At 67.1% G+C, this 13,147-nt stretch carries 10 protein-coding genes, 1 tRNA gene and 1 pseudogene; 7 read left to right on the top strand and 5 right to left on the bottom strand.

Annotated elements, in window-relative coordinates; genetic code table 11:
• The first annotated feature begins 41 nt into the window (after positions 1–41).
• The 4 genes from CRP56_RS22705 (at position 42) to CRP56_RS22690 (ending at position 5,448) form a co-directional block, all read left to right on the top strand.
• A complete protein-coding gene (locus tag CRP56_RS22705) occupies positions 42–1,337 on the top strand; it encodes an FG-GAP repeat domain-containing protein (RefSeq protein WP_097266765.1) in 1,296 nt (431 codons plus the stop codon).
• A 192-nt stretch (positions 1,338–1,529) separates the two neighbouring features.
• Positions 1,530–2,894, top strand: a complete 1,365-nt coding sequence (locus CRP56_RS22700; protein ID WP_097266763.1) for an FG-GAP-like repeat-containing protein — start codon at positions 1,530–1,532, stop codon at positions 2,892–2,894.
• A 55-nt stretch (positions 2,895–2,949) separates the two neighbouring features.
• A complete protein-coding gene (locus tag CRP56_RS22695; protein WP_097266761.1) occupies positions 2,950–4,401 on the top strand; it encodes an FG-GAP-like repeat-containing protein in 1,452 nt (483 codons plus the stop codon).
• A 72-nt stretch (positions 4,402–4,473) separates the two neighbouring features.
• Positions 4,474–5,448, top strand: coding sequence for a Yip1 family protein (locus CRP56_RS22690; protein WP_097266758.1), 975 nt, complete (start codon positions 4,474–4,476; stop codon positions 5,446–5,448).
• A 92-nt stretch (positions 5,449–5,540) separates the two neighbouring features.
• Here the strand turns inward: CRP56_RS22690 and CRP56_RS22685 are convergent, their stop codons facing one another.
• A complete protein-coding gene (locus CRP56_RS22685; RefSeq protein ID WP_097266756.1) occupies positions 5,541–6,326 on the bottom strand; it encodes a calcium-binding protein in 786 nt (261 codons plus the stop codon).
• 352 nt (positions 6,327–6,678) lie between these two features.
• Here CRP56_RS22685 and CRP56_RS22680 point away from each other — a divergent pair, with 352 nt between their 5' ends.
• Positions 6,679–7,509: an alpha/beta fold hydrolase gene (locus CRP56_RS22680; RefSeq protein ID WP_097266754.1), complete on the top strand. Its 831-nt coding sequence runs from the start codon at positions 6,679–6,681 to the stop codon at positions 7,507–7,509.
• Positions 7,510–7,643: 134 nt separating this feature from the next.
• Here the strand turns inward: CRP56_RS22680 and CRP56_RS22675 are convergent, their stop codons facing one another.
• Positions 7,644–8,159: a phosphoribosyltransferase gene (locus CRP56_RS22675; protein WP_097266751.1), complete on the bottom strand. Its 516-nt coding sequence runs from the start codon at positions 8,157–8,159 to the stop codon at positions 7,644–7,646.
• Between the two features lie 2 nt (positions 8,160–8,161).
• Positions 8,162–8,737 (bottom strand): dCTP deaminase, encoded by a 576-nt coding sequence (gene dcd / locus CRP56_RS22670; RefSeq protein ID WP_079305965.1) that lies wholly within the window; start codon positions 8,735–8,737, stop codon positions 8,162–8,164.
• Positions 8,738–9,251: 514 nt separating this feature from the next.
• Here dcd and CRP56_RS22660 point away from each other — a divergent pair.
• Positions 9,252–9,325: transfer RNA gene (locus CRP56_RS22660), tRNA-Gly, on the top strand.
• Positions 9,326–9,404: 79 nt separating this feature from the next.
• Here CRP56_RS22660 and CRP56_RS22655 read toward each other — a convergent pair.
• Both CRP56_RS22655 and CRP56_RS22640 read right to left on the bottom strand, forming a co-directional pair.
• Positions 9,405–9,737, bottom strand: a pseudogene (locus CRP56_RS22655) (tyrosine-type recombinase/integrase); the annotation flags it as partial.
• Positions 9,738–11,227: 1,490 nt separating this feature from the next.
• Positions 11,228–12,022 (bottom strand): TIGR04255 family protein, encoded by a 795-nt coding sequence (locus CRP56_RS22640; RefSeq protein ID WP_097266743.1) that lies wholly within the window; start codon positions 12,020–12,022, stop codon positions 11,228–11,230.
• Positions 12,023–12,468: 446 nt separating this feature from the next.
• Between CRP56_RS22640 and CRP56_RS22635 the strand changes: the two genes are divergently transcribed.
• Positions 12,469–12,855: a hypothetical protein gene (locus tag CRP56_RS22635; RefSeq protein WP_097266741.1), complete on the top strand. Its 387-nt coding sequence runs from the start codon at positions 12,469–12,471 to the stop codon at positions 12,853–12,855.
• The last annotated feature ends 292 nt before the right edge of the window (positions 12,856–13,147 follow it).

Genomic DNA, 13,147 nt, shown 5'->3' with positions numbered 1-13,147 from the left:
TCATTGCGAGGTCGTTGTCGATGATGCTGACGGGGTGAGCGGTGCGCGTGCGAAGAGCCGGGACGGGGACGGCAGTTCTCTGCGCTGTGCTGCTGGTCGCCTCCTGCGGCCCCACCCAGCGCGCCGAGAGCTCCGCCGACCCGACCGGCACCCCCGTACGGGCCAACAGCGCGCCCGCCCTGCTGCCCGTGCCGCGCGGCGACGGCAGCAAGGTCGCCGACGACTTCAACGGCGACGGCCACCGCGACCTCGTCCTCAACGACCTCGTCAAGGCGGAGAGCCACACCGACGACCCCGGCATCGGCATCGTCTACGGCAGCGCGCGTGGACTGCGGCCGGGGGCGCGGCAGTTGGTGAGCGCGAAGAAGCAGGCGGTGGCCACCAAGGGCCAACTCCCCGCCGTCTTCGACGCGGAGGCGAGCTGTGATCTCGACAGGGACGGGTTCACCGACCTCGTCGTCTCCACCGACCCGCCCTTCGACGGACAGGGGCAGCCGCCCGTCCCGCTCCAAGTCCTGTTCGGCTCCCCCACCGGACTGACCGGCAAGGCCGTCAAGCTCGCCGTCCCCGCCAAGTCCCGCGCGGGCAACGACTGGGCGGACCAGCCGGTGTGCGGCGACTTCGACGGCGACGGCGACCAGGATCTGGTCCTGCACGCCTCGGGCGGCCAACTGAGCTTCCTCCAGGGCCCGTTCAGCCGGAAGGGGCGCCCCCGCCAGGCCGGTGCGCCGATCCGGTCGCCGGGACAGGTGCCGGTCGGCCCGGCCGCCGACGTGAACCTCGACGGCTACGACGACCTCGTCGTCCGTACCGCCGAAGGCACCGCCGCCTCCGCCCTCGTCCTCGGCGGCCCCGCCGGCCCGGCCCGTACCGGCGCCACCCTCCCCACCGGCATCGACGTCGCCCTCGGCCGCTTCGGGGCGGGCAAGGCCTGGGACGCCGCGGTCGGCGCGATGGGCGGCACCGCCGTGCGCTACGACCTGCCCACCGCCGTCCGCGGCACCCTCGCCTCCCCCGGCTCGATGCTCGACGCCGCGGACTTCGACGGCGACGGGCTGAGCGAACTCGTCTCCAGCGGCTCGCGGGTGAAGGTCTTCCGCGGCCGTACGAAGGGACTGTCCGCGTCGGCCATGGTCACCGTGGCACCGAAGGCCGTCGGGACGACACGGGTCGTCGGCGTCGGCGACTTCGACGGGGACGGCCGGGCGGACCTCGCGGTACGCACCTACCGGGGCGAGACGAAGGACAGCGTCGCGGTGTTCTCCGGGACGGAGAAGGGCCTGGTGACGGCGGAGCCGACGGTCACCTTCTCGACGGCGGCGTTCCTCGGAACGTGACGGCACGCACGCACCGGCACGCACACCCCACCCGCCTCAGCTCGCACAAAAATTTACCGAACTCACGTACAACCCTTGCCTCACGGCAGCGGTCTCCTGATCGCCGACCGCGCTGTGGGCCCGAGGTGAGCCGTGAACCGCTCCCCGGAGAACGCGCGCGGTCCCCCACCCCAGCCACGGGAGGACCCCTCCATGCGCAGAAGCACCGCCGCCGCCCTCACCACCACCCTCCTGGCGACCGGCCTCACCCCGCTGTTCCTCGCCGCCCCGGCCTCCGCCGCCGTCGCCAAGCACTACGACGACTTCAACGGCGACGGCTACCGCGACCTGGCTTACAGCAACTACTCCAGCGGGATCTCCGGCCCCGGCGGCTGGCTGGGCGGTGCCGTCACCGTCGTCTACGGCAAGGCGAGCGGCCTCGACACCGCGCACACCCAGGTCGTCCACCAGGACAGCCCCGGCATCCCCGGCACCGGCGAGGAGGACGACTACTTCGGCGAGTCGCTCAGCAGCGCCGACCTCAACAAGGACGGTTACGCGGACCTGATCGTCGGCAACAGCACCGAGCACGTGGGCAGCGCGAAGTACCGCGGCACGGTCACCATCGTCTGGGGCTCCCGCACCGGCCTGTCCGGCGGCACCAGCCTCGCCCCCAAGTCCGGCGCGAGCGGCTCCCAGTCCCACTTCGGCAGCGAGCTCGCCACCGGCGACTTCAACGGCGACGGCTCGCCCGACCTCACGGTGATCGGCGGCGGCGAGGCGTGGCTGTACCGGGGCCCGTTCACCAAGTCCGGTACGACGGGCAGCGTCACCAAGATCGACAAGGAGGGCGCGGGCTGGTACTCGTACGGCCTGGCCGCCGGCAAGGTCAACGGCGACGGCAAGACCGACCTGGTGATCCTGGGCACCCAGTTCACCGGCCAGACCGAGGCCAACCGCGTCTGGTACCTCAAGGGCGCCGCGTCCGGCCTGACTTCGGGCGCCTCGAAGACGTACGCGAGCCAGCCGTGGGGCGCCGCGATCGGTGACTTCGACAAGAACGGCTACGGCGACATCGCGGTCGGCCTGCCCGACAACAACGACGGCAAGGGCATCGTCAGCGTCTGGCGCGGCACGTCGTCGGGGCCGAGCGGCTCGATGACGTACAACCAGGCCTCCTCCGGCGTCTCCGGCAGCCCCGAGGCGGGCGACAACTTCGGCTACTCCGTCTCGGCCGGCGACACCAACGGCGACGGCTACGCGGACCTCGCGGTCGGCGTCCCGCAGGAGGACGTCGACGGCAAGGAGGACCAGGGCGGCGTCACCGTCTTCCGCGGCGGCTCCGGCGGCCTGACCGGCACCCGCTCCACCTGGATCCCGCAGACGGTCCTCGGCCCGGCCGACTCCTACGTCTCCTTCGGCTCCGCGGTCCGCCTGCGCGACCTCGACCGCGACGGCAAGGCGGACCTGGCGGTGGGCGCAGGCGGCGACGGCCTGCTGATGCGCGGCACCGGCACCACCCCGACCGCGACGGGCTCCGTCCACCTGCCGGAGTACGGCGGCGGCTTCCTCGACTGACCCCCCTTCCTCCCCCTTGTTGGAACACCTCTATGCGCCTTACTGGAGCACCTCTATGCGCCCCCTGAGAACCGTCCTCGCGGCCGCCACCGCCGCCGCCCTGACCGGCGGTCTGCTCACCCTCGCTTCCGCCACGACCGCCGCCGCGGCCCCCTCCGGTCTCGCCGGTGACTTCAACGGCGACGGCTACCGCGACGTGGCCATCGCCGCCCCCATCGCCAAGGTGAGCGGCAAGACCGGCGCGGGCTACGTCGCCGTCGTCTACGGCACCAAGAGCGGCCTCGACACGAGCAAGCGCCAGATCATCAGCCAGGCCACGGACGGCATCCCGGGCACCCCGGAGGCGTCCGACTACTTCGGCGACCGCCTCACCTCGGGCGACTTCGACGGCGACGGCTACACCGACCTCGTCGTCGGCGTGCACGGCGAGCGGATCGGCACCACCGACTCCTTCGGCGCGCTGACCGTGCTGTGGGGCGGCGCGACCGGCATCAAAACCGGCACCGACATCTCCTCCCCGCTGCCGCGGTACCGCAACGAGCTGGGCTGGGTCATCGCGGCCGGCGACTTCGACGGCGACGGCCACACCGACCTCGCCGCCGGCAACAATTCCACGCCGGCCCTGAACATCTTCAAGGGCCCCATCTCCCGCGCGGGCAAGGCGAGTTCGCTGGTCGGCGTCGACACCGTCGACCAGACCACGATCTACCCCGACGGCCTGATCGCGGGCGAGGTCAACGGCGACGGGAAGACGGACCTGCTGGTCATGGGCCAGGAGGAGACCAGCACCGGCGACTACCGCACCCGCAGCGTCCTCTACACCGGCAACGCCACCACCACCGTCAAGGCCGGCAAGAAGCTCGCGGGCGGCTACGCGGGCGTCATCGCCGACGTCGACAAGGACGGCTACGGCGACATCGTCACCGGCAACTTCATGGAGAAGTCGGCGACCGAGCCGAACGGCGGCCTGGGCGGCGCGGTGACGGTGACGTACGGCGCGGCCACCGGCCTGTCCACCCGCACCCCGGTGAAGTTCACGCAGGACTCGGCGGGCGTCCCGGACACGGCCGAGAAGAACGACTTCTTCGGCTGGAGCCTGTCGGCCGGCGACGTCAACGGCGACGGCTTCCCGGACGTCGCCGTCGGCGCCGCCCAGGAGACCATCGGCTCGGCGAGGCACGCGGGCACGGTCACGATCCTGCGCGGCTCGGCCAGTGGCCTGACCGGCACCGGCTCGAAGTCCTACTCCCAGAACACCACGAACGTCCCCGGCACGGCCGAGTCGGACGACCAGTTCGGCTACGCGGTCCAGCTCACGGACATCGACAACAACGGCCGCACCGAACTGGTCGCCTCCGCGTCCGGCGAGAACACGAGCGACGGCGCGGTCTGGTTCCTGAAGTCCACGACGTCCGGCATCACGGCCACGGGCTCGAAGTCCTTCACCGGCACGACGCTGGGCGGCCCGGCGGGCGACGCGTACTTCGGCGACGTGCTGGAAGGCTGACCGATGCGCGGCCGCGCAGTGGCCGCCCGCCCCGGGGAAAACCCCATGACCTTCAGGGATTCCCCGTAAGGGATGTCACAGCTCGGCAGCAAAGCCGGGCCCGAACGCTCGGGCCCGGCACGCCACTCTCCGGGACCAGGTACGTTCGAAGGCGTGGCTGGATTCAGGATCGGACGCGGCCGGGACAACGGCGCTCCTCACACGCGACCGCAACAACCTCCGTACGGGCAGCAGGCCCCGCAGGGACCGTCGTACGGCGGCTACCCCGCGCCGCCGCAGCCGTACCCCGGGCAGCAGCAGGGGTACGGCGGCGGTCACCAGGGCGGCGGCTACGACGAGCCGGAGTACTTCGGCGACGGCGGCTACGGCCAGCAGCACCCCGCCGGCCCCGACCCGTACGCGGCGAACCAGCCGGGCCACACCCAGGCGTTCCAGGTCGGTGAGGACCCGTACAACCAGGGCGGCACCTACCGCGCCGGCTCCACGCCCCCCGCGGGCCCGGTCGGCCCCCGCCTGCACTGGAAGGACCTGCTGAGGGGCATCGTCATGGCCCCCAACCAGACCTTCCTCCAGATGCGCGACTACACGATGTGGGGCCCCGCCCTCATCGTGACCTTCCTCTACGGCCTGCTGGCGGTCTTCGGCTTCGACGGCGCCCGCGAGGAGGCGATCAACGCCACCCTCTCGAACGCGGTCCCGATCGTCCTGACGACGGCCGTGGCCATGGTCCTGTCGTCGTTCATCCTCGGCGTGGTCACCCACACCCTGGCCCGCCAGCTCGGCGGCGACGGCGCCTGGCAGCCCACGGTCGGCCTCTCCATGCTGATCATGTCCCTCACGGACGCCCCCCGCCTGGTCTTCGCCATGTTCTTCGGCGGCGACGCGACCTTCGTCCAGGCCCTCGGCTGGGCGACCTGGGTGGCCGCGGGCGCCCTGCTGACCCTGATGGTCTCCAAGTCCCACGACCTGCCGTGGCCGAAGGCGCTGGGCGCGTCGACGATCCAGCTGATCGCACTGCTGTCGATCGTGAAGCTCGGCACGTTCTGATCCCGGTTCGAGGTCAGGTGATGGCCAGGCGGGCCATCACCGCCTCGAAGATCTCTGCGAAGGCCGCGCCGCGGCGGGCAAGTTCGTCCTGGCTACTGGACGTCCACGAAGTCACCGGCCGCGCTGACCGCCGGGGTGGTCGAGGTGCCCGCGAAGGAGTAACGGAAGTAGCCGTCGGTGGCGGCGGTGACGGTCGTCTTGAGGTTGCCCGTCGAGTCGGTCTTGATGGTCTTGACGGTCGTGTAGGTGCTGGAGCCCTTCTTACGGAACTGCAGCTTGACCGGCTGGCCGGCGTACCCGTGGTAGAGGTTGTCCTCCCAGTTGGCCCGGGAGAGCTTGCCGGTGACGGTGAGGGTCTTGCCCTTCTTCACCGGTTCCGGCGAGGCGTTGACCGTCAGCTTCGAGGCGCGCTGCACCTTGAAGGTGGTGGCCGCGTCACGGCGGATGTAGTCGAAGTCGTTGGCGGAGACGAGCGCGCCGAGGTTCCAGGTGCCCGCCGCGGCGTTGTTGGCGAAGCCGGTCTCCGCCTGCGGGTCGAAGGTCAGTGTGCCCGAGCAGGTCGACGTGGTGGCGCTGACTGCGACGCAGGTGATGTCGCCGTCGTCGTACCAGATCGTCGCGAAGTTCGGGCCGGGCCCGTCGCCGCTGATGTACGACGCCTTGGCGATGCCCGAGTTGTCGGTCGCGGTCACGGACACCTTGGCGGTCACCGCGTTGGTGGTGCCCACCACGACCGGCTTGCCGCCGTTGACGACGGCCTTGTCGATCGTGATGTTCCCGGCACCTACGTCGTCCGCCTGGGCGCTGGTGGCGCCGACCGCGGTGACGGCCAGCGCGAGGCTGGTGCCGAGCAGGGCAAGGCGCGTGGTTGCGCGCATGAACGTCCCCCCATGGAGTCTCTGACCGGTCGGAATCGATCCGACCGGAGCTGATCAGAACCAGATCTGATCAGAGGGGAGCGTACGGCGTTGGCCAAGGCCTAACCACGCTGTTATTTCAACGACTTCGCCACAGCACTGTCACGAGGCCTCAAGCCGCCAAGCCTGACGATCAAGCCAGTTGAGGCGGTCTCTGAGGCTTGGCAGACGTCGACAAGCTGCGGATGTGGCCCGCAGGGGCAGGGCGTAATGTGGGCATACATCCGGACCGCGCCCGCTGGGCGTGATGTCCCGCGTGCCCCCACCCATTGCTCCGTAGCTGGGGTGCGCCTGGACGAGCGGAGGATCTGCGATGGGTACAGTCACGACCGACGACGGCACCACGATTTTCTACAAGGACTGGGGTCCTCGGGACGGGGAGCCGATCGTCTTCCACCACGGGTGGCCGCTGAGCGCCGACGACTGGGACAATCAGATGTTGTTCTTCCTGGCGCAGGGCTACCGAGTCATCGCCCACGACCGCCGTGGCCACGGACGCTCCACCCAGACCGCGACCGGCCACGACATGGACACCTACGCCGCGGACGTGACCGCCCTGACCGACGCACTCGACCTGCGGGGCGCCGTACACATCGGCCACTCCACCGGCGGTGGCGAGGTCGCCCGCTACGTCGCCCGCGCCAAGCCCGGCCGTGCCTCAAAGGCGGTGCTGGTGGGCGCGGTGCCACCGTTGATGCTGAAGACGGAGGCCAACCCGGGCGGCTTGCCGATGGAGGTCTTCGACGGCTTCCGTGAGGGCGTTGCCGGCAACCGGGCTCAGTCGTTCATCGATATTCCCTCGGGGCCGTTCTACGGCTTCAACCGTCCCGGAGCGCAGGTGTCGCAGGGTTTGATCGACAACTGGTGGCGCCAGGGCATGATGGGCGCGGCCAACGCGCACTACGAGTGCGTTGCCGCGTTCTCCGAGACCGACTTCACCGAGGACTTGCGGCAGATCGAGGTGCCCGTCCTCGTCGCGCACGGAACCGACGACCAGGTCGTCCCGTACGACGACTCGGCACCCCTGACGGTCAAGCTGCTGAAGAACGGGACCCTCAAGTCCTACGAGGGTTATCCGCACGGGATGCTGTCGACGCACCCGGAGGTCCTCAACCCGGACATCCTCGCGTTCATCCGTTCCTGACCCGGCGGGCCGGCCTCGTGCTCCGGCCCGTTCCCCGGCATCCCCGGAGTTCGCATGGGGGAGCGCACCTGGTCAGGCCGACGTTCGACCGGACGTTTCTAAACGATCCCGGCCGAAGCCATGACTCTCGCAGGTCAGACGGCTTCCCTGTTCTCTTTCGGAGCCTCCCCCGACCTATGTACCGGAGGCAACACGCTCCACGGGAAGTTGATCCAGTCATCGGTCCGCTTCCACACGTACTCGCACTTCACCAGCGACTGCGACTTCTCGTAGATCACGGCGGAACGCACCTCGGCGACATGGTCGAGGCAGAAGTCGTGCACCAGCTTGAGCGTCTTGCCGGTGTCGGCGACGTCGTCGGTGATCAGGATCTTCTTGTCGGAGAAGTCGATGGCGTTGGGGACGGGGGCGAGCATGACGGGCATTTCCAGGGTCGTCCCGACGCCCGTGTAGAACTCGACGTTGACCAGGTGGATGTTCTTGCAGTCGAGGGCGTACGCGAGGCCCCCGGCGACGAAGACACCACCCCGGGCGATGCTGAGCACGATGTCCGGCTCGTACCCGTCGTCGGCGATGGTCTGCGCGAGTTCGCGGACGGCGGTGCCGAAGCGCTCGTAGGTGAGGTTCTCCCGTACGGCTGCGTCGCTCATGCTCACACCTGCGTCCGATGGAAGTTGAGGAAGGAACGGGAGGCGGTGGGCCCGCGCTGCCCCTGGTACCGGGAGCCGTAGCGCTCGCTGCCGTACGGGAACTCGGCCGGCGAGGACAGCCGGAACATGCACAGCTGGCCGATCTTCATGCCGGGCCACAGCTTGATGGGGAGGGTGGCGAGGTTGGACAGCTCGAGGGTGACGTGCCCGCTGAAGCCGGGGTCGATGAACCCGGCGGTGGAGTGGGTGACGAGCCCGAGCCGCCCGAGGGAGGACTTCCCCTCAAGGCGCGACGCGAGATCGTCGGGAAGCGTGATGACCTCGTACGTCGAGGCGAGCACGAACTCCCCGGGGTGCAGAATGAACGGCTCGTCGCCCTCCGGCTCCACGAGCCGCGTCAGATCGGCCTGCTCGATGGAGGGGTCGATGTGCGGGTACCGGTGGTTCTCGAACACCCGGAAGTAGCGATCGAGGCGCACGTCGATGCTGGACGGCTGCACCATGGATTCGTCGTAGGGATCGATCCGTACCCGCCCGGCGTCGATCTCGGCCCGGATGTCCTTGTCTGAGAGAAGCACGTCCCGAGGATACGCAAGGCGCGCGGACCGATTCGAATCGGACACCGCGCGCCTGTGTCACTGCCGGGTGATCGCTGCCGTGGCTAGTGCTTCTCCAAGGTCACCGGTACGACGCTACGAAGGCGCGCACACCGTGGACATCGGACCAGCCGACCGGGGCCGAGCCGCTCGGCCTGCTGCATCGGGAACGAAGCGGTGCTGAACACGTGCCCATCGGCACAGCGGACGACGGTGCGTTCCATCAAGTCCCAGAGTCCCTTCCCCAAGAGCCCCGTCCGGCTGTTGCTCGCCGGACGACAAATGCCACATTACGGGATGGAAGGAACGACTCTCCAGGCGGCACTCCGGCCACTCCCGGACCCTCTCCCACCCCTCCACCGTACGCCCCAACTCCGGCCCCCCGCAGCCCTGTCACACCCCGTTAACGCACTCAGACCCCACGGCTTCAACGCCGGGGGTCTGACATGAGGTAGAGTGACGAGGCATTACGACACCGGTCGAACCGGCGTCTTACGCGGGTGTAGTTTAATGGTAGAACATCAGCTTCCCAAGCTGAGAGCGCGAGTTCGATTCTCGTCACCCGCTCCATGTGAAACCCCCAGGCCATGGGCCCGGGGGTTCTTTGTTGTCTAGACCGGTGAGCGGGGCGCGCACCACAACCGCACCATTAGCTCTCCGCGGCCTCCTCGCTGTGGTGCGCGGGATATTCCTTGTGGTGCTTCGCACGCTCGGCGCGGACCAGGTCATCGAGGCCTGCGGCCACCTCTCGCTGCCGCGCCTCGTCGGAGTGCTGATAGATCAGCGCGGCTTTCTCGGAGGACTGTCCGGCGCGAACCATCGTGTCCTTGAGGGTGGCGCCCGAGCGGGTCGAGAGGGTGTGCCCGGTGTGACGAAGGTCGTAGAAGCGGAAGCCGTCCGGGAGACCGGCAGCGGCACGGGCGCGTCGCCACTTCCGGCCGAAGGAGGTGCGTCGGAAGGGGGCTCCCTTCTCCCCGACGAAGCGCCAAGCCCTCTTACGCTCCGAACCCTGCACGGTCACGATCACCCAGGACCACACCCGCATCACATGGACGATCCGACCAGCGATCTTCCTACCACTCGCCCACCGCCAGGGCGCCGAACTCCCAGCCTGCGCACACGACTTCAAGCCCCACACGCCCGACTGAGTTACAACTTTCTCTACTGGTTCAAGGCGGCTCGCTCCGCTCACCGCGCGCGGCCCGGCCCCCGGCCGGGCCTGCGCTCCTGTCTCCGCCCCGCTCCAGCCCAGCCGACGCCCGTGCCGCGCTCTGCAGCGATCAGCCGCTTGAAGTCAGAGAAGGGTGCGTCGGGCTGGGGCGGTCGGCTCCACGGCTTTAGGCAACCACTTTGGCGCGAGCCTCGAAGATCATGGCCCCAACGTCGTGCTTTACCGGGCAGGTCCACAGACTGCCCGACGCGCCGGAAGCTTACGGGGCCATGATCACTCGCGCCAAAGCAGCTCCAGCCCAAAGCCGCTCCACCGACCTCATCACTCAGGCGGATAGCACCGCGTAGCGGCCTCTGCCAACGATTCCGATATCTCTCTGCGTCGCGGATTCTCAGGTCGGGGAACTTCGCATTGAATCAAAGCGTGCGCAACCCCGATGGGCGGATCATCGAAATCCGGAGAATCCAGCACCTTCGCTTTACATAACCGCACCACCTGAACGGGAAGGCCGTATACCACTTGACCTTCCTTCTTGATCATGGAATGCGGGCCGAGTCCATGCTCTTCAAGCAAGGAGTGTCGATGCACAGAGATGCCGTCCCGGTCCCAGCGGAACGCCGTATGAGTAGGACTTTTCTTCCCTGTGAGGAGATCAGGAGCTAGAAAATCCGGCTTATCCGGAATCCTCCTATATATGATCTCTTCATCTGGAATTTCACTTTCGCTCGAGACCAAAGAGCCCCCCCTCTCACGCCCTATCGGCCTTCAGGTAAACAGTCTTTTCCAGGCCGGGTTTGCTACCCAGACGCGAAGCGAAAGGGACGAGAGGCATCGCCGAACGACCTCGACGCCGACCCCCTCTTCGCCAAGAACGCCGCTCACCTGAGTCACGCCAGAAGGGTCCGCATATCGAACGAAGGGGACCTCATCGGGGATGAACTCAAGCTCCAACCTCTCGCGGCCAGCTCGCCACTCGAAGATGATTGAGTCATCCTCACCCGGGGTGATAAATGGGAAGACGGTGCGATGATCAGAAATCCTATCGAGCGTCCGATAGGCCACGTGGGTGACGGACTGCAGCGCTGGCCCCCCGCCGGCGTCGTCCCAGTTAGACGGTAGCGTCCTGAGCTCGTGCAGTTTCCCACTCACGTACGACTGAAGCTCAAGCTTCGTTCGCCGCTCCAAGCCGCGGGAAGCTTCACGCCTTACCTCGTTGCGCCGAATCAGCCACACGCCAGCATCCCGAATTTCGCGAGCATGGGCGGACGGGAACGCCTTTAACCCTCGCGGCCGATGTGCTATCACCTAATCTCCCCCCATTGACTTCTCATTCCTTCGCTGGTGACTTCCCGGAAGGCGCCAGCCACCACGTCATGCGCCTTATCCATGCGATCCGCGAAGTCATCTTCCGCTTCAACTTGCGATTCAGCATCGATGATCAGAGAAGACCCTTCGGCGAATTCACCATCGGTAGGCTCTGTTACCGCGGAGTCAACGCCGATCAGTACAGCGACTCGCGGATCCAGTTCCGACTCATCGTAATGCACCCTAAAACCGCAGTAATCCGGAACACGGAAGGGGAATGCGGATTCAGATTGCCATCCGGTAAGCACACCCGCCATAGCTTGATGGGCAGAAATGCCGGGGAGCCTGTTCGTGTAGGTGACATCGGCCCGCTTTACCTCGGGAAGTACGCCCGAGACGGATTGCGCAAGCTTCGAGAATTGATCGAATTTCGCAAGCAGTTCTGCTTTAAGGTTTAGATATCCTGGATAGGGATTCTCACCATCACACAGATACCACCTTAAAACAAACCGATCCTGCTGAAACCTGACTTCCCTGTCACCGGCCTCGGTGGTGAGCGAACAAAGCGCCATGGGCCAAGACAAGCCGGACTTAACAAACTCTACGGCGTCTTGTTCTGATGCTTGCCAGGCGGGCAAAGGTGTGGACTCCCGAAGAATCGGGTAGTCCTCCCGCCAATCCACACGCAACTGGGCCAGGTCCAACGTCTGCAATTTTGGCAACGTATCGAACAGCAGTGAGAGCATCACGCTGTGCACAGGCGGACGTTCGAATCGCAGTTGCTCTGCCATGAGATCTCCCCCCTCCGGCTAGCTTACCCATGTGGTGCAGATCACCAACACAGGATGGACCAAACGAGGGGCCTAGGCATACAAGACGGCCGAAAACTAATCTCTGAATCTCGACTCATACCCGGAAGGACGAATTCCGTCACCTACAGGAGTGACCAGCGTGACAGGGTGTTACCCCTTGCTGCGGCAGCCCGAGCTAGCCCTACCCTGCCGCCTCCGCGATGGGATGCTCAAGCCGCCGCAGCGTGCTAGATCGGATGGAGCTCTCTCGACCTGCTGCGGCTGTCGCTCATCAGTCGCAGGTCGGCGCGGCATCCATTCTGGGACGACCCACGCCTCGCGAATTGAGGACCCGGTCGCAGGCACATGAGCCAGCCCCGACGTGCTCCTGTGCGCCCCGGCCGCGCCACTCCGCTACCCCAAGCCTCACTGAACCATGGCCTTGTATGAAGGGATTCGGGAAGTACTGGGGTTGGATCGTCTTCGCGGTACTGATTGCCGGCTGGTTGACCTTCGACTTGGGACCAGTCGTGCTCCTGGTCCTGTCCGCGATCAGCGCCTTCTACTTCTTCTTCAACGTACCCGTGTGGTGCGGAGCGGAGGGGCGCGGTGGCTCGTGCCGCAACAACAGCCATGGAGCTCTCATGGGCTGTCACCTACGCCAGCACAAGTGGCAGAAGCTCAAGATGCTCTTCTGGAGTGCCCGGTGGGCGCGGCTGCGACAAGAGCTGTTCCAGAACGCAACCACCACCCTTGCCAGCCTGGGTGGCATCCTCGCAGTGACTTCAGGAGTTGCTGCGACCCTGCAACCGCTGTTCGGTGGGGGTTGGTAGCAGGACTCTCCAACATCCGCGGCTGACATCAACGGCAGCGACCAGTAGCACAGTCAGCAGTGGACCCCCGCAGGACCGGCCCCGTTGGCCGGAGTTTTCCTTAAACGCCCTGGATTGCACTCCTAAAGCGGTGTTCACCCTCTCTGCTCTGCCCAGAGCGAGGGAGTGAAGCCATCAGACAGGTCGAGTTGGAAGGAGGAGCCTCGGAGCTGTCGACGTCCAGCCCTCGCGCAAGCGCGTTTGATGGCTTGGGCAACGTCGGGTGGCAGGACTGGCTTGGCCTCGCGTTCGA

This window comes from Streptomyces sp. TLI_55, from assembly GCF_900206255.1.
Lineage (GTDB): Bacteria > Actinomycetota > Actinomycetes > Streptomycetales > Streptomycetaceae > Streptomyces > Streptomyces aquilus.
Note: the sequence above shows the minus strand (reverse complement) of the source record. Positions and strands in the feature narration are given on the sequence as shown.